Source organism: Bradyrhizobium sp. 186 (assembly GCF_023101685.1).
GTDB lineage: Bacteria > Pseudomonadota > Alphaproteobacteria > Rhizobiales > Xanthobacteraceae > Bradyrhizobium.
Genome location: NZ_CP082164.1, coordinates 4,139,181 through 4,159,284 on the forward strand (window position 1 = coordinate 4,139,181; position 20,104 = coordinate 4,159,284).

Below are 20,104 nucleotides of genomic sequence, written 5' to 3' on the forward strand. Positions count from 1 at the left end.
AGTGACACAGCTCGATCTCGCCATTCGCGGCGGCACCATCGTGACGGCCAGCGACGAGTTTTGTGCCGATGTCGGCATTCGCGACGGCCGGATCGTCAGCATAGCGGACAGCATTGAATGCGCGGCGCGCGAGATCGATGCGACCGGGCTGCTCGCCTTGCCGGGCGGGATCGACAGCCACGTCCACATTTCGCAGCCCTCCGGCCCCGACGTGGTCATGGCTGACGACTTTGCCTCGGCGACCCGCTCTGCTGCCGCCGGCGGCAACACCATGGTGCTGCCCTTCGCGCTCCAGGAGAAGGGTACCTCGCTGCGAGCTTGCGTCGAGAACTTCCTCAAGCTCGCCGAAGGCGAGTGCTACATTGATACGGCCTTTCATCTCATCATCTCCGATCCGACCGCGGTCGTGCTCGGTCAGGAGCTGCCGGCGTTGGTGAAAGACGGCTACACCTCCTTCAAGGTGTTCATGACCTATGACGACCTCGTGCTCAGCGACCAACAGTTGCTCGAGGTCTTCGATGTGGCGCGCCGCGAGGAGGCGCTGGTCATGGTCCATTGTGAGGGCTACGACGCCATCCGTTTCCTCACCGCGAAGCTCGAACGTGAAGGTCACATCGCCCCCTACTATCACGGCGTGTCCAGGCCCCAGGCCGTCGAGCGGGAGGCGACGCATCGCGCCATCAGCCATGCCGAAGTGGTCGGCGTTCCCATCATGATCGTCCACGTCTCCGGGCGCGAGGCGATGGAGCAGGTGCGCTGGGCCCAGCAGCGCGGCCTGCCGGTGCATGCGGAGACCTGTCCGCAATACATCACGCTGACGGCCGACGATATGAAGGGCCTGAACATGGACATCAGCGGCGCCAAATATGTCTGCTCGCCGCCGCCGCGCGACATCGAAAGCCAGCAGGCGATCTGGGAGGGAATCACGACCGGCGTGTTCCAGACGTTTTCGTCCGACCACTGCCCGTTCCGTTATGATGATCCTAAAGGCAAGCTGACACCGAACTCCCGCACCTCGTTCCGCTGGGTGCCGAACGGCATTCCCGGCGTCGAGACGCGGCTGCCGATCCTGTTTTCCGAAGGTGTGTCGAAAGGGCGGATCACTCGCCAGAAATTCGTCGAGCTGACCTCGACCAACCATGCGCGTATCTACGGTCTCTACCCGCGTAAGGGCTCGATCGGCGTTGGCTTCGATGCCGATATCGTTCTATGGGACCCGAAGCTGACGAAGCCGATCCGGCAAGCCGATCTGCACCACGGCTCCGACTACACGCCGTGGGAAGGTTTTGATGTCACCGGCTGGCCGGTCACGACCATCGCGCGGGGACGTGTCGTCTATGAGCGGGGCAAGATCGTCGGCCCCAAGGGGGCGGGTGAAGTGTTGAGCCGCGGCAAGTCGAGCCTGGTCTGATCTGGTTTCACACGCGATGCCATGGGGTCCGTAGTTCAGGGATGCTGCCGCGGGTATGCGACGGCGTGCGGGATCAATTGGTGGGCCCATCGCCGCGGATTGCGAAGGTTGCGGGCTTCAGCTTGGTCATGCCGAACTTATCGAACAGCTTGTCATAGGTGCCGTCGGCTCGGATCGCCGTCAACGCCTCCGCCACGGCCTGCGCCAGCAGTTTGTCGCGGAAGGCGAAGGTGATGTCGGTGCCGGCGATGTCGCGGACCCAGATCTTGGCGATGCCCTTCTGCTCAAGCGAGTTGGCGGTCTCGTTGATGTTGAGCGCCGCCTCGAGCTGGCCGGCGCGCAGCGCCGCCGAGGTCGCAGTGACGGTGGTGAAGGTGCGGAGTTCGATCGGCTTGAGACCTTTCGCGACCATTTCGGCGCTGAATTCGCGCGCCTTGCGTTCGGTATAGGTCGCGGATTCGACGCCGACTACGCGGCCGGCAAGATCCTCGAATTTTTCGAGCTTCAGGCTGGAGGAGGGATCGGTGTAGATGCTGATCGCCTGCTGTGCGTAGGGCACAAGGAAGAGCATCTTCGAGCGCTCCTCGGTCCAGAACAGGCCGGTGTTGATGGCGTCGAAGCGGCCGGAGCGCAGCGCCGGGATCATCGGCGGGAAGTCCATGCGCAGGAACACCGGCTCGACGCAGATGCGCTTGGCGATCTCCCTGGCGAGCTCGACATTGAGCCCCTGCAACTCGCCCTTGTCGTCGACGAATTGCTGCGGCGGCAGCGTCGGGTTGATCGACATCTGCCATTTCGGCGCCTCGATCAGGCTCGACGCCGGCACCTTCGGTGTACAGGTCTGGGCATCGGCCGCCTGGGATAGGCCGATTAGCAGAGCGAGGGCGGAGAAGGTCTCGAGAAATCGCATCAAAATACTCCTGTCAAATCGTGGGTGGCAGTTGAGCCGTCTCCGGTCCGACGTCTTCTTCATTGGCGCGTCATGTGGCGGCCGGCACGCCGCGATCGGCCTGCCGGGTCAGGATCAGCGAGGTGTGGCGGGCCGCCGTCACCACTTCGTCGCGCTGGTTGACGAGGTCGAGCGTCTCGATGACGATGCCGCGTTCGGGATTTCGCGTCGGCCGCTTCTCGACGAAACGGAAGCGCACGCGCAAGGCGTCGCCGGAAACGATGGGCGCCTTGAATCGTACCTCGTCCCAGCCGAGTGAGGCGACAGAGGTCTCCTCGTAGAGCTTCAGCTCCGACTTCAGTCCCTCCATCAGCGACAGGCCGAACAGCCCATGGCCGATCAGCGCGGGGAAACCACGCGAGTGCGCATAGGCGGCATCGACATGAAGCGGATGATGGTCGCGCGTAACGTTGGCGAAGGTTGCGATGTCGGCCTCCGTCACTGTATGCGCGGCGGTCTCGAACTCCGCGCCGAGCGCGATGTCCTCGTAGCAGAGATTGGTGGGGGTGGCGGCGGTGTCCATGGGCGTATCCCCTCAGGCAACCTTGCGCGGTCGCGCCGGCAGGGCCTTGAAGCTCTGTGCGATCCCCATCGGGCCGGAGCGGAAGATGCGCGCGTCCATATCCTTCAGTTGCGGGCTGATGCGCGGTCGGAAGCCCATATGCGCCAGGATGTCCTCCTCGAGGCGGACACCCGGCGCGATCTCGGTCAGTGTCACGCTACCGTTCTCGAGCTCGAACACGGCGCGCTCGGTCACGTAGCTCACCTGCTGGCCGCGCTGCGCGGCAAGCGAGGCACTGAAGCTGATCTGGCCGACCTGTGGCACGAATTTACGGAAGGCGCCGTCGCGCCGGATCGCGAGGCGGCCGTTCTCGACCCCGATGTCGAACTTGCCGCCGGTCATGGTGCCGCTGAAGATCAGCCGTCGCGCGTTCTGGGTGATGTCGATGAAGCCGCCGGACCCGTCGCGGCGCTCGCCGAAGCGGGTGACGTTGACGTTGCCCGCCTCGTCGACCTCGGCGAAAGAGAGGAACGCACAGGACAGCCCTCCGCCGTCGTAGAAGTCGAACTGATAGGCCTGGTCGAGAATGACACGCGGATTGATGGCGGTGCCGAATTCGCGCGCGTGGCCCGGCACGCCGCCGACCACGCCGGATTCCACCGTCAGCGTGATCAGGTCGGAGATGCCTTCCTCGGCCGCGACATTGGGAATCATTGCGGAAATTCCCACGCCGAGATTGACGACGTCGCGCGGGCGCAGCTCAAAGGCCGCGCGGCGGGCGATCACCCGCCGTTCGGTCAGCGGATCGGGCGCGATTAGCGCCACCGGCACGCGCGTCTCACCGCAGCGCGCCGGGTCATAGGCCGTGCCGTAGGTCTGCATCTGCTCGGGTTCGAGCACGATGTGATCGATCAGGAAGCCGGGGATCTTGACCATCTGCGGATGGATCGAGCCCCGCTTCACGATCCGCTTCACCTGGCAGATCACCGTGCCGCCGGCATTGTGCACGGCCTGTGCGATCGAGAGATCCTCGCGTGTCGTGCCTTCGTGCTCCATGCTGACATAGCCGTCCTCGTCGGCGGAGGTGCCGCGAATGATGGCGACGTCCGGCGGTGCGGGGACGCGGTAGAGCAGCCACGACTGGCCGTGCAGCTCGAGCAGATCGACCAGCGGCGCCGTGGTGCGCGTGTTCATGCGGCCGCCGTCCTGGCGCGGGTCCATGTAGGTGTTGAGGCCGACATGGGTGAGCACGCCCGGATGTTTCGCCGCCATGGCACGGCAGAGCTGGCTCATCACGCCCTGCGGAAAATTGTAGGCGTCGATCAACTCATCGCGGACCAGGCGCATGAATGGCACCTGGAGGCCGAAATTGCCGCCGATCACACGCGCGATGAGGCCTTCATGGGCGAGATGGCACAGGCCCTTCTCGGTCACGGCGCCGACGCCGGTGATGTTGATCAGCGTCAGCCCGTGCGGGCCCTGGCCGCTGAGGAAGCGCTGCTCCAGCGCGTCGAGGATCGCTTCGGCCGCGCCGGTGCCGCCATTGCCGCCGACAATCAGCGTGTCGGCGTCGCGGATCAGGCCTGCGGCTTGTACCGCGGTGATGATGCTCAGCATGACCGCACGCACCCCATCACGCGGCCTCCTTCTCGACCTGGCGGGCGATGATGAGCCGCTGGATCTGGTTGGTACCTTCGTAGATCTGGGCAAGGCGCACGTCGCGGAAGATGCGCTCGATGCGGTACTCGCGCGAATAGCCGTTGCCGCCGTGGATCTGGAGCGCATTGGAGACGTGCTTCATCGCCATGTCGGTCGTGAACAGCTTTGCCTGCGCCGCCTCCTTGGCGATCGGCTCGCCGGCATCATGGAGGCGCGCGGCGTGATTGATCAGAAGGCGCGCGGCGGCGATGTCGGTCGACATGTCGGCGAGCATGAATTGCACCGCCTGGAAGCCGATGATCGCCTGGCCGAACTGCTTGCGGTCGCGGGCATAGGTGGTGGCGTCCTCGAACGCGGCCTGCGCCATGCCGAGCGCCATCGAGGCCATCATCAGCCGGCTGAAGTTGAAATTGCTCATGGCCATCTTGAAGGCCTGGTTCTCGGGACCCATCAGGCTGTCCGCGGGCAGCCGCACGTCGGAGAACGTGATCTGACAGTCTTCAAGGCCGTGCATGCCCAGAAGCTCTTCGTTCTTGCCGCGGGCGATGCCGGGCAGGGCGCCGTCGATCAGCAGGCAGGAGATGGCGCGATGGCCAGCATCTGGGCCGGTGCGGGCGAATACCATGATGCGGTCGGCGACGCCGCCGAGCGTCACCCAGGCCTTGGTGCCGTTGAGCCGCCAGCCATTGCCCTCGCGTACCGCATTGGTGCGGATGCCCGCGACGTCGGAGCCGTGGTCGGGCTCCGAGACGGCGGTGGCGGGAATGATGTCGCCGCTGAGAATCTTCGGGATCAACGCCTTGTGCGCGTCGGTGCCGTGCTGGTCGAAGAACAGCACCGCTTCGACGGGAATAGCAAATGCATTTGCGACCGCGCCGGAGCAGCGCGCCAGCTCCTCCATCGCGATGCAGGCCGCGATCGCATCGAGGCCGGCGCCGCCCGCGCCTTCGCGCAGGCAAATGCCGAACAGGCCGAGATCGGCCATGCCCTTGTAGAGCATGCGGTCGAAGCGATCCTCGCGATCGATCGCGGCCGCGCGGGGCAGAATTTCCGTCTGCGCGAAGCGCCGGGCGGTCTCGCGCAGGGCTTTCTGGTCTTGGGTATAGAAGCGGTCCATGGCGTGTGGCCCTCGTCAGTCGCTGGCGAGCTTGGAATTGTGGGAAACCTCGCTCTTGTCGCGATCGAGGAAATAGACCGCGACGTCATCGCCCGGCACGCCGTAGGCGCTGCTCACGCCGCGGGTCAGGGCGATGGCTGCGGCGCGGCGCTCGGCCTCGCTGCGGCGAAACGCATGGACCTTGAGCAGGATGCGCTGGTTGCCGTCCTGAGGTCCCATCACGCCGGCATGAGCGAAGTCGTCTGGCGAGATCGGAAGGAAATAGAGTGTGACCGTCTCCGCTCCGACGCCGAACGCCGACATCAGGCCGTCGGTCACGGACCTCGCCAGCGCGGCCTTGCGTTGGGGCGGAACTTGCGGGGCGAGCACTTCGACATAGGGCATCGATCAGACCTTCGCGGACTTGGCCGCAGACGATTTGGACAGGGATGGCTTGAGTTTGCTGGACTTGGCGATGCTCGCGGCCTCGATCCTGCGACAGGAATCGCGCTGCACCAGCCGGGCTCCCACGCGATATTCGCGAACGCCGTCATTGCCGTTGCCCTTCGCATCCATGCGCTGCAGCAACCGGTCGACGGCGAGATTGGCGAGATCGCGCGCGCCGTTGTCGACGATGCTGATGGCCGGGCGGTGCCATTCGAACCACGGCATGTCCTCGTAGCAGAGCAATGAGAGATCGTCGGGAACCGCGATGTTCCGCTCCGCCGTCACGCGCAGTGCGCCGAGCGTCGCCTCATGATTGGCGACGAAGATCGCGCTCGGCGGGCGAGGGAGATCCAGGAGCCTGCGGCAGCCGGCGGCGCCGGTCTCGGGGACGAAATGACCGGCATGAATCAATGTGCCATCGAGGGTGATGCCGGCTTCGCGCAGCGCGCGGACATAGCCGGACAGTCGCTCGCGGCCCGACGTGGTGTCCTGGCGGCCGACGATCAGCCCGATGCGCCTGTGCCCGAGCTCGATCAAATGGCGCGTGCCGAGATAGGCACCTTGCGGGTCGTCGGCGAGCACGGTCTCGAGGTCGGTCGCGTCATCGCGGCGTACCAGGCAGACGATCGGGACGTCCTTCGCCAATGCCTTGAGCTGCGCGCCGTTCTTGCCGGTAGGCACGACGATCAGCCCGTCGATGCGATGGTCGACCAGCGTGGTGAGGGTGTCGCTCTCCTGCTGCGGATCATCGCCGCCGATGCACAGAAGCATCTGATAGCCCAGCGCCTTCAGGCGCGCCTGCACGACTTCGGCCATTACTTGAAACGAAGCGTTGGTGAGGTTGTGAACCAGCAGCGCCACGAGACGCGACTGCCCGGTCTTCAAGCCTCGCGCGATTGGGTTGGGCCGATAGCCGAGCTCGCGCGCAATGCGCGTCAGGCGCTGCTGTGTGCGCTCACTGGTCAGGCCCGTCCCGGTCAGCGCGCGCGAGGCGGTGCTGATCGAAACGCGGGCCGCGTGTGCCACATCTTTGAGCGTGACGCTCATCAAACCTGCCGATAGACTGCAAACGATTGCAGGGACGTTATGGGCCAATTCCACATGGATCAAGCCCAAAAAATGGATGGTGGTGCTCAATGCAGAGCCAGTTACGCAATCGTTTGCAGGACTACTGCGGATATTCCGCAGAGCATCGTCATTTCCTGAATTCAACCGATCACCCGGCAGCTCCCTGATGAAGATGTTTCGCGGCACGTACACCGTCATGATCACCCCGTTCACGCCGGCGGGCGACGTCGATGTCGCGGCGCTGCGCGCGTTCGTCGACTGGCAGATTGCCGAAGGAATCCATGGGCTGATCCCGCTCGGCTCGACCGGAGAATTCCTGTCGCTGGATGATGACGAGAAGGCGCTGGTGGCGGAGGTCGTCATTACTCAGGCTGCAGGACGCGTGCCCGTGCTGATCGGCACCGGCGCCGAGGACACCCGCGAGGTGGTGCGGCTCAGCCGCCGTGCCGAAAAACTGGGCGCCGACGGCGTGATGATCATTCCGCCGTTCTATTCGACTCCGACCAACGACGAACTCGTCCATCACTACAAGACGGTCGCCGATGCAATCTCACTGCCGATCATGGTCTACAACAATCCCGCCACCGCCAATGTCGATCTCAAGCCGCCGCTCGTGGCGCGCATCGCCGAGATCGACAACTGTCTCTATATCAAGGAGTCGACGCTGGAGGTGACGCGGGTGCGCGACATCATCCGCCTCTGCGGTGACAGGATGACGGTGTTCGGCGGCATCCTCGGCTTCGAATCCTTCGTCGAGGGTGCGCAGGGCTGGGTGGCGGTCGCTTCCAACGTGGTACCATCCGAGATGGCACGTATCTTCAGCCTCGTCGCCGATCACGGCGCGATCAAGGAGGCGCGCGAGTTCTACCTGAAATTCCTGCCGGTGATCGAATTCGTCGGCGGTCAGGCCTATGTCGCAGGCAGCAAGGCGTTGCTCGGCCACATGGGCTTCGCCGTCGGCAATCCGCGCCCGCCGCGTCTGCCGTTGCCGGCCGCACAGGACGCGGCCGCGCTCGCGCTGGTCAGGCAGTTTGGGCTGGCCTGGCCGACTGCAAAAACGTCATCACGGGTAAGCGCATGACTGCATTGCATGGTGTGAACGAATGAACCTGCTCGACGGCGTCAAAATCCTCAGCTTCAATCATTATCTCGCAGGGCCGCTTGCCGCGCAGACGCTCGCCGATCTCGGCGCCGACGTCATCGCGGTCGAGCCGATCGAAGGCGCGTTTCAGCGCAATTGGGCGGTCGCCAATCATTTCGTAGCGGGCGACAGCGTCAATCATCTGGCGACCGGGCGTAACAAGCGCAGCTTCGCCGTCGATCTCAAGCATCCCGACGGCATCGCCGCGGTGAAGAAGCTGGTCGCGACCTCCGATGTCGTGATGGAGAATTTTCGGCCGGGCACCATGGCCAAGCTCGGCCTCGGCTACGACACGCTCAAGCCGATCAACCCGGGCCTGATCTATGCGGTCGCAACCGGGTTCGGATCGGAGGGGCCGTACAAGGACCGTCCGGGCCAGGATCTCCTGCTCCAGGCGATGTCCGGTCTCGCCATGCGGACTGGACGAGCCGACGGCGAGCCGACCGCGGTCGGCGCGGTGGTCGTCGATCAGCACGCAGCCTCACTCTACGCCATGAGCATTCTCGCGGCCCTGTTCGCCAGGACGAAGACCGGAAAAGGGCAGCTTGTCGAGGTCAATCTCTATCAGGCCGCGATTGATCTTCAGGTCGAGCCATTGACCGCCTGGTTGAACGGCGCACCGTCGCCGACGTCGCGCGGTCCAGCCGGCATCGCGGCATGGTTCAGCCCCGGGCCCTACGGCATTCATGCGACGGCGGACGGGCATCTCGCGATCTCGATGGCCTCGCCCAAGGCGTTAGCGGTGGCGCTTGGCAGCGACGCGTTGAAGCAGTTCGGCGATGCCGACAGCTTCTCGCAGCGCGAGGAAATCACCCGGATTGTTGCGGCGCGGCTGAAGCAGAAATCGACTGCTGAATGGCTGCCCATGCTTGAAGCCGCGCGGATCTGGCACGCGCCTGTGCAGGACTATCGCGACCTCGAGGCCGATCCCCAGCTCAGGCACCTCGGCGTGTTCAAGACCGCCGAGAGTGCAGGGGGCGTGCCGATCCGGATGGTGATGCATCCTGCGCGATATGACGGTCAGACGCCCGAGGTGCGGCTGGTGCCGCAGCCGCTTGGCGCGCAAACGCGCGAGGTGCTCGGCGAGATCGGTTACGGCTCTGCGGACATTGAGGCGATGGTTTCCAGCAAAGCTGTTGGAGTGGCGCGATGATCGATTTTTCGCTGCCCGAGGATACGCGCCTTCTGGTCGACACTGTCCGCCGCTTCGTGGAAACGGAGGTGCAGCCGCTCGAGGACGAGGTGGAGCGAACGGCGACCGTGCCGGCCGGCGCGCTGGCGGTCACCAAGGCCAAGGCGCAAAAGCTCGGCCTCTACGCGATGAACATGCCGGCCGATGTCGGCGGTGGCGGGTTGTCCTGCGTCGAGCACTGTCTCGTCGAGGAGGAATTAGGCAAGACCTCCGATGCGCTGATCCGCCGTGTGTTCGGCCAAGTCTATCCGATGCTGATGGCCTGCAAGGGCGATCAGGTCGACCGCTATCTCTTGCCCACAGTGAAGGGCGACAAGATCTGCGCCATGGCGATCACCGAGCCGGGGGCCGGCTCTGACGCGGCGTCGATCAGCACGACGGCTCACCTCGATGGCGACGCGTGGGTCCTCAACGGAACCAAGCATTTCATCAGCGATGGTGATATCGCCGACTATGTGATCCTGATGGCGCTGACCGACAAGGAGAAGCGTGCGCGCGGCGGCATCACGCTGTTCCTTGTCGACCGTGGCACGCCAGGCTTCAAGGTTGCCCGCACCCAACCGATGATGGGTCATCGAGGCTATGGCCATGCCGAGCTGACCTTCGAGGACTGCCGCATTCCGAAGGCGGCCGTGCTCGGCGGGGTCGGTGGCGGCTTCAAGCTGATCATGCAGAGCGTGCTCCAGATTCGTCTCGCCCATATCGGCGCGCGCGCCGTCGGTATGGCGCAGCGCGCACTCGAGATGATGCGCAAGCACGCCGGCGAGCGGCGCCAGTTCGGTCAGGCGATCGGTGACTTCCAGATGGTGCAGAAGCTGATCGCCGATTCCGCCACCGAGATATTCGGGGTCAAGATGATGGTGATGAATGCTGCCTGGGAGATCGATCAGGGTCGGGATGCGCGCGACAAGGTCTCGATGATCAAGGTCGCAGCGTCCGAGATGCAGGGCCGCGTGGTCGACCGCGCCATCCAGGTGTTCGGTGGCATGGGTTTTAGCAAGGACCTGCCGCTGGAGCGCATGTATCGCGATGCGCGGGTCACTCGCATCTATGACGGCACCTCCGAAATTCATCGCATGCTGGTCGCGCGCAGCACCATCAAGAACGGCTTGCAGCTCTAGGGAAAGGTCGATGTCTCACGCACTTCTCAAGCCCGGTGCCGCCTTCGCGTTCCGCAAGACCATGACGGTCGCCGAACAGGCGATGTTCACCGGCATCAGCGGCAATCTCGGTGGTCTCTATGTCGATGCCGTCCGCGCCAAGAAGGCGGGCGCGTCCAACATGGTCGCCTTCGAACTCGCAGTCGGCGGTCTCGCCACCACCTGTCTCAGCCAGCTCGGCGGACCCACGCGGCGGATCGGCAGTATCGCGCTGAATTTTGCAGCGCCCGTGATCGTCGGCGATTCCGTCGAGGCCATGGCCGAGATCGTCTCGGTCGCCGGCGACGAAGCGACTTGCCGGATCACCTGCACACTGTCGCCGTCCGGCGCGACCGTGGTGGATGGCACCGCGACGCTCGTTCCCTTCGCGAAAGCCTGAGCCATGTACGAACCAAAGTCCTTCGACGAGCTGAAGGTGAACGACAGGGTCAGCCTCAGCAAGACCATCACCGAGGCGGATGGCGCGCTCTACATCGCCGCCACCGGCGATTTCGGTCCCGTCCATGTCGACGAGGTCTATGCGGGCGCGACGCGCTTCGGCCGCCGGTTGGCGCCGGGGATCATGGTCGCGGGTCTCTGCACCAGCATCCTCACCAGCGAGCTGGTCGGCACGATCGGCGTGTCGGTGGAGGATCGCTTCTGGTTCACGGGGCCGGTGTTCTATGGCGACACGCTCACCTTCGACGTCTGGATCGCTGAGCAGCACGACGAGACCCGAACCATCATCTGGGAGGCGAGCGCCCGCAACGAGAACGGCCTCGAGGTGCTGAAGGCGCGTGCGAGCCTGAAATTCCCCCGACACAAACCGTCATGAGCGAGCTGATGAAGAAACCGAACCTGCGCGGCGTCACGGTCGCGACCGTGCTGCCCTTCAAGGACGATCTCTCGATCGACTGGGACGGCTATGCTCGCCTGCTCGACTATTGCGCCTGCCCGGACGGAATCGCGGCTGTGTTCGTCAATGGACATGCCGGCGAGGGCGGATCGCTCTCGGACGACGAGCGCCAGGCGGTGATCGAACGCACGCGCAGGCATATCGGCGGCAAGCCGCTGCTGGCCGGCATCATCGCGCATTCGACCGCGGAAGCGATCCATCAGGCGCAGCTCGCCGAGGCTGCCGGCGCGGACTGCGCGGTATTATTCCCGCCGGCGCCGCTTGGTGGCGGTGCATCGGCCACCTCGCGCGCGCCGGTGGCTTTCGTACGGGCGGTCAGTTCCGCCATCGGGATTCCGGTGTCGATCTTCCAGTATCCGCTGGCGTCCGGCTTCGGCTATTCGTCGCAAACGCTTGCGGACATCGCGGCGCTTGACGGTGTCATCGCCATCAAGGAAGGCAGCGATGCCATCCTTGCCTATGACGAGAATCGGCGGGCGGTGAAGCAGGCCGATCCGTCCGTCGCGCTCCTGCCGTCGAATTTCAACTGGTTCCTGCCGCAGCTTGCCGTCGGCGGCGACGGCATCCTGTCCGGTCTGGTCAGTCTCGCGCCGCACCTGTTCATCGCGCTCTGGCAGGCTGCGCTCGCCGACGATCTCAAGGCGATGCGCGCCGTCAACGAACGGCTCTATCCGGTCGTTCGCGCGATCTATGGGCCGGCACCGATCATGGACATGCATACACGGATGAAAGTCGGGCTCAAGGCGCTCGGCCTGATTAGCAATGCGGATCCGCGGCCGCCGCTACTGCCAGTCCTTCCCGCGCTGTGCGACACCATTGCAACGACCGTCGGCGCGGCGCGCGCGGCCGGCGACATTCGTCTGGCATGAGGGAGGCGCTCATGCCAGACGAGGCCGTTCTCCACATCGTGCGGGTCGACATCGATCCCGAGCACGAAGACGCTTTCAATGCCTGGTACGAGCACACGCATTTTCCTGACCTGCTCGGCTGTCCCGGCTGGCTTTCGGCGAAACGCTTCGTCTCGATCGGCGACGGGCCGAAATACGCGGCCATGTACGAAGTCGCGGGACGGTGGGCTTTCGAGACGCCGGAGTTCTTGAAGGTGAGGGGCTTCGGTCCGTTCGAGAATCTGGTGAAGAATTTCATGCGCATTCAGCTCAAGCCGTCGTCCGGACCGGTTTTAGGGGATCGATGATGATGCAGCCTGCCGCGTCGCGAGATCCGGCCGGCCGCATCCAAAAACATTGAGGGGAGGCCGAGCGAGGGACTGCATCGGTTATTTGCGTCTTATTGGAGGTATCACATGCTCTCGACACTGCTTCGCTTGAGTGCCGCTGCCGCACTCGTTCTCGCATCCACTGCTGTGCATGCCGCATGCACGCCTGCGATCACAGACGACAATCTGATTGCGCCCGGAAAGTTGCAGCTCTCCATCAATCCGACCAATCCACCGCAGCAATTCGTCGACAAGGACGGTCAATTGCAGGGCCTCAACGTGGAACTGGCCGCCGAACTCGGCAAGCGGTTGTGTCTTCCGGTCGAGCTCGTCCGGATGGATTTTCCGGCGATGATTCCGGCCATGACCGCGAGCCGTATCGACGGCATCGATACCGGCATGTTCTGGACCGAGGAACGCTCGAAGCTGATGTACATGGTGCCCTACGCCATTCAGGCCATTTCGGTCGTGGTCGCGCCTGATAGCGGCACAAAAATTGCTACCGAAGGAGACTTGATTGGAAAAACGTCTGCCGTCGAGGTTAGCACCTACCAGATGAACTGGCTCAAGAAGCTCAGCGATGCGAGCGTGGCAAAGGGCGGCGCAGCCGTCGAGATGCGCACGTTTCCGACCGCGACCAACGTCGTGAGCGCGCTGCTCGCGGGCCAGGTGGACAATGCGCTGCTCGTCGATAGCGTTGCACGTGATCTCGTCGGGCGCGGCCGCGTCAAGGAAGTGCTGAGCGGCCTCGGCACGGCGCGCACGACGCTCGGTTTTCGCAATAAGCCCGTGGTCGATGCCGTGGTCAAGGCGCTGAACGCAATGCGCGCCGACGGTAGCTACCAAGCGCTGTTCGACAAGTTCGGCCTGACCAGCCTGCCGGCTGATCAGCCGCTGGCGATTGCCGGCCCAGGTCCGGCCTGAGACACGGAGAAGAGCTGATGAGCTATTTCAGTCCGACGGCCGCCGTCCACTACTTCTTCAACTACTTCCTGATGAAGGGTGTGCTCGTCACCATCGGGCTGACGGTGGCTGCTGTGATCGGCGGATTGATCCTCGGCATGGGCATCGCGTTGATGCGCATGTCGTCCAACCCGGTGCTATCAGGTGCGGCGCGGTTCTACATCTGGTTCTTCCGCGGCACGCCGCTCTTGATCCAGCTGGTCGTAATCTACAGCGGCTTGCCGCAACTGGGGATCAAGTTCAGCGTGATCACCTGCGCGCTCGTCGGCCTGATCCTCAACGAGGCGGCCTATCTCGCCGAGATCGTGCGCAGCGGCTTCATGGCCGTCTCGGCCGGGCAGCGCGAAGCTGCCTGGGCCCTGAGCCTGTCGCCATGGGTGACATTCCGTCGCGTGACCCTGCCGCAGGCGTTTCGGCTGATGATCCCCCCGCTCGGCAATTCCATCAACTCACTTCTGAAGGCGACCTCGCTCGCTTCCGTCATCTCGGTCGAGGAGATCATGCGCCGCAGTGACATGTTGATGCAGGAGCATTTCCAGATCCTCGAAGTCTATGCGGCTGCAACCGCCTATTACCTGATCCTCACCTCGGTCTGGGATGCGGTTCAGCGCCGGCTCGAGAAGCATTTTGGTCGATCCAACGCTGCGAAGTCCAGGCGGGTTGTGGCGAGGGCGCCGGTTGCACAGGCGAGCGTCGAGGCCAGAGCATGAGCGCATCACCGGGGAACGCAGCGATGGCGGCCAGTATCGAGGGTGAAATTGTGCAGCCGCGGCTGCGCGACGTGCCGGCGGTTCGCATGGAGGCCGTCTACAAGCATTACGGCGACTTCACCGCGCTGAACGAGATCGATCTCAAGGTCGCCAAGGGCGAGAAGATCGTGGTGTGCGGTCCCTCCGGCTCGGGTAAGTCGACCCTGATCCGCTGCATCAATCACATCGAGAAGCACGACGAAGGCCTGATCTACGTCAACGGCACCGAGCTCGATCGCCAGCGCAAGAACATCGATGCGATCAGGCGGGATACCGGCATGGTGTTCCAGAGCTTCAACCTGTTTCCGCACATGACCACGCTGGAGAACTGCGTCCTGGCGCCGATGACTGTGAACGGCATGACGAAGGCAGAGGCAAAGGACCTCGCCATGCATTTCCTGGCCAAGGTTCGTATTCCAGAGCAGGCCGACAAATTTCCAGGGCAGTTGTCGGGCGGCCAGCAGCAACGCGTTGCCATCGCACGCGCGCTGTGCATGCGGCCGAAGATCATGCTGTTCGACGAGCCGACCTCGGCGCTGGACCCGGAGATGGTCAAGGAAGTTCTGGAGACCATGAAGAAGCTCGCGGAAGAGGGCATGACCATGCTGTGCGTGACGCACGAGATGGGTTTCGCCCGCGAGGTCGCGGACCGGATCGTGTTCATGAACGAGGGGAAGATCGTCGAGCAGGCCGCGCCGGAGGAGTTCTTCAGCCATCCGAAGTCCGAACGGGCAAGGACGTTCCTCGACCAGATCATTCACTAGTTCGCGTGTCGGCGGTGTCGGGCGAGATGGCAACGTCGCAGTCATTCAGCGATCGGCTCTGCGGCATTCATGCCGCGACGATCGTGCCGATGATGTCCGATTTCCAGATCGATGAGCCGGCGTTGGCGGCGCATATTGCGTCAGTGGCGTCCGTGCCCGGCATCAATGGGCTATTGGTCAACGGCCACGCCGGAGAGAACTTCGTGCTGTCGCTGGCCGAGAAACGGCGCGTGGTGGAGCTTGCGCGTGCGCATGCTCCGAAGGATTGTTTGATCGTCTCCGGGGTCAATCATGAATCGAGCCTGGAGGCCGCGCGCGAGGCGACCGCGCTGGAGCAGGCGGGCGCGGACGGGCTCCTGGTGTTTCCTCCCAACAGTTGGGCCCTCGCTCACGCCGACGGCTGCGTCATCGAGCATCACCGCCGCATCCGCGATGCAACGACCACGCCCCTGATGTTCTACGCGGCACCCGTCGGCGCCGGGGCCATGGCCTATGCACCGCCGCTGTTGGAGCAGCTCGTCGCCGACCGCCGCTTTGTCGCGATCAAGGAAGGCAGTTGGGAGGTCGCAGCCTACGAACAGAATTTTAGGCTGATCCGGAAGCTACGGCCGGAGTTCGTCGTGCTCGGCTCGGGAGACGAACATCTCATGACGAGCTATCTCGTTGGCACGGCGGGCAGCCAGGTCAGCCTCGCCTGCGTCGTGCCGGAGCTCGTGGTCAGCCTCTGGAATGCAGCCGAAGCCAACGACTGGGAGCGGGTTCGCGCCGCGAACGAAAAGCTGTATCCGCTGGTCGCCGCGATCTATCGCGATGCGCCCGGAGGACGGGCGACGGCGCGGCTCAAAGCGTGCCTGAAACTGCTCGGAAGGCTTTCATGCGATGCGGTGCGGCCGCCGCAACCGCCGGTGACGCCGGACGAGCTTCATGCGCTCGAGCTGGCCCTGCGGCTGGCCGGTCAATGATGAAGCCAAATTGAGGTGCGGGCTAGGCTTGGAAGAACGGGTTGTTCGGCCGCGCGAGACCAAGATGTTCGCGCAGCGTCGTCCCCTCATAGTCCGCGCGGAACAGTCCGCGTTCCTGCAACAGGGGCACCACGAGCTGGACGAAATCTTCGAACCCTTCGTGAAAATAGGGCGGCATGACGTTGAAGCCGTCGGCAGCGTGTTCGTCGAACCAGAGCTGTAGCGTGTCGGCGATGCGTTCGGCCGAGCCGCACAGCACCCAATGACCGCGGGCCGCAGCGGTGAGATTGTAGAGATCGCGCAGCGTCATGTTCTCGCGGCGGCCCTTGGCAAGCATCACGCTTGCAAAACCGTGATAGCTGTCGGACGGCGCGATGTCGGGGATCGGCCCGTCGAGATCGTAGGCCGACATGTCCTGGCCAAAGCGGTCGGACAGGATGGCGAGCGCATTGCTGCCGCTGACGAAGCTCTGGAGCACGTTGAGCTTCTCGAACGCCTCCTTGTCGGAGCGGCCAACGACCGGCATCACGCCAGGCAGTACCGTGACATCTTCCGGCCTGCGGCCGAACGCCGGCAGGCGCTTCTTCAGCGAGGCATAGCCGGTCTTGGCCTCCTCGATATCCTGCACCACCGAGAACACGATGTCCGCGGTGCGCGCGGCAAGCGCCTGGCCGGCCTCGGAGCCGCCGGCCTGAAGCACGACGGGATGGCCTTGCGGGCTGCGGCCGATGTTGAGCGGGCCCTTCACCTTGAAGAACGTGCCGTCATGGTCGATCGGACGCAGCTTGGCCGGATCGATGTAGAGGCCGCCCGTGCGGTCCGCGACGATGGCGTCATCGGCCCAGCCGTCCCACAGGCCCTTGGCGACGTCGAGGAACTCGCCCGCCATTTCGTAGCGGCGAGCATGGTCGGGATGGGTGGTGCCGAAATTCGCAGCGGTCGCCGGATTGGCCGTCGTCACCGCATTCCACGCCGCGCGGCCTTTGGAAATGTGATCGAGCGAGGCGAAGACGCGCGCGACCGAAAACGGATCGCTGTAGGTGGTGGAGACGGTCGCGCCGAGCCCGATATGGCTGGTGGATGTCGCGAGCGCAGCCAGCATGGTCAGCGGCTCCAGCCGCAGCGTGTAGGAGGGATGGGCGGCCGCGTCGGCATAGAGATTGTCGCCCATGAAGATCAGGTCGAACTTGCCGCGCTCGGCGGTGCGGCCGATCTCCTGGATCGCCGCGAAATCCTGAAAGCTGTCCACCGCGCCGGGATAGCGCCAGCCTGCGACGTGGCTGCCGGTTCCGAGGATGAACAGGCCGAGATGCATCTGTCGTTTCATGGCATCATGTCCAGAACAGGATCTTACGCTCGAGAAAGCCGATCAGGCCGAAGAAGGCGAGGCTCGCCGCGGACGCCACGAAGATCGCCGCCCAGACCTGGACGAAGTCGATCTGAAGCACGGCCTGGTAGATGACCCAGCCGAGCCCGCCATGCGCGCCGAGCATTTCGGTGACGATCGCGACGATGACGCTGCGCACCGTGGAGACGCGCATTCCGGCGAGCAGCAACGGCAAGGCGGTCGGCAGGCGCAGGCGCCACAGCACGCCGAAGCGGCTTGCGCCGAAGCTGCGCATGAGATCGATGGCACGACGATCGACACGATCGAGTCCGGCCAGCATCGACAGCAGGATGGTGAAGCTCACCGCCATTGCGACCATCACGATCTTCGAGCTGACGCCGATGCCGAACCAGAGCAGGATCAGCGGTGAATAACCGACCACAGGCACAGAGTTGATCGCGGTCGCCAGGGGCAGGATTGCGGTGCGAAGGGCCGGCACCAAAGCGATGGCAACGGCAAGGCCGATACCGATCAGGCAGCCGAGCCCATAGCCCACCAGCGCTTCGACAAGGGTATAGCCGGCGGCGTCGACCAGCGTTGCGCGCTTGGACCAGAGTCCCGCCACGATGTTGCTGACGGCAGGGAGAACGTAGGCCGGCAGATGCAGTCCGCGCGCCACGCCTTCCCAGCACGCGATCAGGAGGATGGCGCCCAGGATGCCGCGCTGGACGGCGAGCGAAGGGAAGGCGAGCGCGCGGCTCATTGCTCGGCGTTCCAGAATACCAGACGCCGCTCCACCGCGGCGACGACCGCATAGAAGCCGGTGCCGAGCAGGGCGGCGGCGAGCAGGGCGGCCCAGATCGCGACGACGTTCTCGGTAAACATCGCCTGGAGCAGCAGGACGCCGAGTCCGGTGGTGTCGCCGAACCATTCGCCGACGATGGCGCCGACCAGGCTCAGCGACGCGGCGAGCCGCAACGCCACGAAGATCTGCGGCAACGCTGTCGGAAGCTGCAGGCGCAGCAGAAGCTGGCGATTGGAAGCGCCAAAGCTGCGCATCAGCGCCACCTGCTTGGAATCGACCGTCTCCAGGCCAAGCAGCGTGTTCACCGTCACCGGAAAGAAGGTCAGATAGAACGCGATGATCGCCTTGGCGAGCAGTGTATTGCCGAACCACAGCACCACCAGCGCGCCGAACGCGATGACCGGAATGGTCTGCGACACCACGAAGATCGGAAACACCATCTCGCGCAGCGCACGCATGCGGAAGAACGCGATGCCTATGAGCACGCCGAACGCGCCGCCGGCGGCAAAGCCGATCAGCGTCTCGGCAAGCGTGCGCAGGAACCCGTCGACATAGGCGCGAGGCGTGGCCGCAATCGCCATCAGGATCGTGCTGAGGCGCGGCAGATAGTAGGGCCGGATGCCGAACAGCCGCACCGCGCCTTCCCAGATCACCGCCGCGATGGCAAGGCCAAGCAGGAGCCGGATCAGCTTCCGCAGCGAAGCCGGCATTACGATTGGCCGTGTCGCCATCTGGCCCTGCCCGAGCGACGTTGCCGCATGATCGTTCACGGCAACCGGTCCGCCAGCGGGACGCTCTGGATGAAGCTTGCGTCATAGGCGGCGGCGAGATCGAGCGGCTTAGAGATCACGCCGTATTTCAGGAAGAAATCGTGCGCGGTCTTGACCGCGTCGGCATCGATCCAGAAGCTGCCGTTCTTCGCCGCTGCGCCGGCCGTCATCAGGCGCTTCACCTCGGTCAGCATGAACTCCTGCTGCGCGCGATCGAGCGTGGGGGCTGCGGCCATCACGGTGTCGACGGCGCCCTTCGGATCGGCGAAGGCATCCTTCCAGCCTTTCAGCGAAGCCCGCAGGAACGCCTTGACGAGTTCCGGCTTCTCCTTGGCGGTGGCTTCGGCCACGATCAGCGTGTCGCGCGGGAAGGTGATGCCGTAATCCTCGGCGACGAAGGTCTTCAGGCTGTCCTTCGGCATGCGCGACTGGATGGTGTAGAACTCGTTGTAATAGGTCGCCGTGACCACATCGACACTGCCGTCAACGAATGGCGTCACCGACACCTGTTGCGGCTGGATCTTCAGCTCATCCGGCTTGATGCCTTCCTTGGCCAGCATGCCGTTCAGCACATGGTTGGCGCCGGTGAACCAGGTGGTGACGGTCTTGCCCTTGAAATCCTGCAGCGTCTTGACCGGCCCGTCCTTGCGGGTGACGAAGATGAACGGCGTGACCTGATGCGACACGCCGATGCAGACGATGGGGAGTCCCTTGTCGCGGGCGGCGAACACGCTGTCGGTGCCACCGGACAGGCCAAACGTATCGGCGCCGGTCGCGACCAGATTCTCGGTCAGCAGATTGGGGCCACCGGGATTGATGGTGAGGTCGATGCCCTCGGCCTTGTAGTAGCCCTTGGCCTGCGCGACGTAGAAGCCGGCGAACTGGGCTTGCGGCAGCCATTTCAGGCGAAGGCTCGCCTTCTGCGGCTCGGCCGATGCGGGCGCAGCCGCGATCAGCGAGCCGGTCGCCAGCGCGAGGACGGAGAGGACTGAGAAGGCGTGGCGTCGGCTCATCATGGTCATACTCCA

The 20,104-nt window shown here is 64.4% G+C and carries 22 protein-coding genes; 12 read left to right on the forward strand and 10 right to left on the reverse strand.

Features of this window, described 5'->3' with window-relative positions:
* The first annotated feature begins 1 nt into the window (after position 1).
* Positions 2-1,411 carry a dihydropyrimidinase gene (gene hydA, locus IVB18_RS19675; protein ID WP_247990651.1) on the forward strand — a complete coding sequence of 470 codons (1,410 nt, stop codon included), beginning with the start codon at positions 2-4 and terminating at the stop codon, positions 1,409-1,411.
* 73 nt (positions 1,412-1,484) lie between these two features.
* Here hydA and IVB18_RS19680 read toward each other — a convergent pair whose 3' ends face one another.
* The 6 genes from IVB18_RS19680 to IVB18_RS19705 form a co-directional block, all read right to left on the reverse strand.
* A complete protein-coding gene (locus IVB18_RS19680) occupies positions 1,485-2,321 on the reverse strand; it encodes an ABC transporter substrate-binding protein (RefSeq protein ID WP_247990652.1) in 837 nt (278 codons plus the stop codon).
* Positions 2,322-2,391: 70 nt separating this feature from the next.
* Positions 2,392-2,883 carry a MaoC/PaaZ C-terminal domain-containing protein gene (locus IVB18_RS19685; RefSeq protein WP_247990653.1) on the reverse strand — a complete coding sequence of 164 codons (492 nt, stop codon included), beginning with the start codon at positions 2,881-2,883 and terminating at the stop codon, positions 2,392-2,394.
* A gap of 12 nt (positions 2,884-2,895) precedes the next feature.
* Positions 2,896-4,479, reverse strand: coding sequence for a CoA-transferase (locus IVB18_RS19690; protein ID WP_247990654.1), 1,584 nt, complete (start codon positions 4,477-4,479; stop codon positions 2,896-2,898).
* A gap of 16 nt (positions 4,480-4,495) precedes the next feature.
* Positions 4,496-5,638, reverse strand: coding sequence for an acyl-CoA dehydrogenase family protein (locus IVB18_RS19695; RefSeq protein WP_247990655.1), 1,143 nt, complete (start codon positions 5,636-5,638; stop codon positions 4,496-4,498).
* A 15-nt stretch (positions 5,639-5,653) separates the two neighbouring features.
* Positions 5,654-6,022 (reverse strand): hypothetical protein, encoded by a 369-nt coding sequence (locus IVB18_RS19700; RefSeq protein ID WP_247990656.1) that lies wholly within the window; start codon positions 6,020-6,022, stop codon positions 5,654-5,656.
* A gap of 3 nt (positions 6,023-6,025) precedes the next feature.
* Entirely contained in the window at positions 6,026-7,111 is a 1,086-nt protein-coding gene (locus tag IVB18_RS19705) for a LacI family DNA-binding transcriptional regulator (RefSeq protein WP_247990657.1), read from the reverse strand.
* 184 nt (positions 7,112-7,295) lie between these two features.
* On the opposite strand from IVB18_RS19705, the gene dapA reads away from it, so the two are divergent.
* The 11 genes from dapA (at position 7,296) to IVB18_RS19760 (ending at position 16,174) form a co-directional block, all read left to right on the forward strand.
* Positions 7,296-8,213 carry a 4-hydroxy-tetrahydrodipicolinate synthase gene (gene dapA / locus IVB18_RS19710; protein ID WP_247991675.1) on the forward strand — a complete coding sequence of 306 codons (918 nt, stop codon included), beginning with the start codon at positions 7,296-7,298 and terminating at the stop codon, positions 8,211-8,213.
* A gap of 22 nt (positions 8,214-8,235) precedes the next feature.
* Positions 8,236-9,426 (forward strand): CoA transferase, encoded by a 1,191-nt coding sequence (locus IVB18_RS19715; protein ID WP_247990658.1) that lies wholly within the window; start codon positions 8,236-8,238, stop codon positions 9,424-9,426.
* Complete coding sequence (locus tag IVB18_RS19720; RefSeq protein ID WP_247990659.1) at positions 9,423-10,586, forward strand: acyl-CoA dehydrogenase family protein; 1,164 nt, start codon at positions 9,423-9,425, stop codon at positions 10,584-10,586. The genes IVB18_RS19715 and IVB18_RS19720 overlap by 4 nt, the downstream gene beginning before the upstream one ends.
* Positions 10,587-10,596: 10 nt before the next feature.
* Positions 10,597-11,004: a MaoC/PaaZ C-terminal domain-containing protein gene (locus IVB18_RS19725; protein WP_247990660.1), complete on the forward strand. Its 408-nt coding sequence runs from the start codon at positions 10,597-10,599 to the stop codon at positions 11,002-11,004.
* A gap of 3 nt (positions 11,005-11,007) precedes the next feature.
* Positions 11,008-11,439 (forward strand): MaoC/PaaZ C-terminal domain-containing protein, encoded by a 432-nt coding sequence (locus IVB18_RS19730; protein WP_247990661.1) that lies wholly within the window; start codon positions 11,008-11,010, stop codon positions 11,437-11,439.
* Between the two features lie 8 nt (positions 11,440-11,447).
* Entirely contained in the window at positions 11,448-12,389 is a 942-nt protein-coding gene (locus IVB18_RS19735; RefSeq protein WP_247990662.1) for a dihydrodipicolinate synthase family protein, read from the forward strand.
* Positions 12,390-12,400: 11 nt separating this feature from the next.
* A complete protein-coding gene (locus IVB18_RS19740) occupies positions 12,401-12,715 on the forward strand; it encodes a DUF4286 family protein (RefSeq protein WP_247990663.1) in 315 nt (104 codons plus the stop codon).
* A gap of 108 nt (positions 12,716-12,823) precedes the next feature.
* The gene (locus tag IVB18_RS19745; RefSeq protein WP_247990664.1) at positions 12,824-13,660 is read left to right on the forward strand and encodes an ABC transporter substrate-binding protein; all 837 of its coding nucleotides are present in this window, start codon (positions 12,824-12,826) and stop codon (positions 13,658-13,660) included.
* A 17-nt stretch (positions 13,661-13,677) separates the two neighbouring features.
* Positions 13,678-14,409 carry an amino acid ABC transporter permease gene (locus IVB18_RS19750; protein ID WP_247990665.1) on the forward strand — a complete coding sequence of 244 codons (732 nt, stop codon included), beginning with the start codon at positions 13,678-13,680 and terminating at the stop codon, positions 14,407-14,409.
* Between the two features lie 23 nt (positions 14,410-14,432).
* A complete protein-coding gene (locus IVB18_RS19755) occupies positions 14,433-15,212 on the forward strand; it encodes an amino acid ABC transporter ATP-binding protein (RefSeq protein ID WP_247990666.1) in 780 nt (259 codons plus the stop codon).
* Positions 15,213-15,238: 26 nt separating this feature from the next.
* Positions 15,239-16,174, forward strand: coding sequence for a dihydrodipicolinate synthase family protein (locus tag IVB18_RS19760; protein WP_247990667.1), 936 nt, complete (start codon positions 15,239-15,241; stop codon positions 16,172-16,174).
* A 22-nt stretch (positions 16,175-16,196) separates the two neighbouring features.
* On the opposite strand, the gene IVB18_RS19765 is transcribed toward IVB18_RS19760, so the two are convergent.
* Genes IVB18_RS19765 through IVB18_RS19780 form a run of 4 tightly spaced genes read right to left on the reverse strand, consistent with a single transcriptional unit; the run spans position 16,197 to position 20,092 of the window.
* Entirely contained in the window at positions 16,197-17,501 is a 1,305-nt protein-coding gene (locus IVB18_RS19765) for an LLM class flavin-dependent oxidoreductase (protein ID WP_247990668.1), read from the reverse strand.
* Between the two features lie 4 nt (positions 17,502-17,505).
* The gene (locus tag IVB18_RS19770) at positions 17,506-18,264 is read right to left on the reverse strand and encodes an ABC transporter permease subunit (protein ID WP_247990669.1); all 759 of its coding nucleotides are present in this window, start codon (positions 18,262-18,264) and stop codon (positions 17,506-17,508) included.
* The gene (locus IVB18_RS19775) at positions 18,261-19,076 is read right to left on the reverse strand and encodes an ABC transporter permease (protein WP_247990670.1); all 816 of its coding nucleotides are present in this window, start codon (positions 19,074-19,076) and stop codon (positions 18,261-18,263) included. The genes IVB18_RS19770 and IVB18_RS19775 overlap by 4 nt, the downstream gene beginning before the upstream one ends.
* Positions 19,073-20,092 carry an ABC transporter substrate-binding protein gene (locus tag IVB18_RS19780; protein ID WP_247990671.1) on the reverse strand — a complete coding sequence of 340 codons (1,020 nt, stop codon included), beginning with the start codon at positions 20,090-20,092 and terminating at the stop codon, positions 19,073-19,075. The genes IVB18_RS19775 and IVB18_RS19780 overlap by 4 nt, the downstream gene beginning before the upstream one ends.
* Positions 20,093-20,104: the final 12 nt, after the last annotated feature.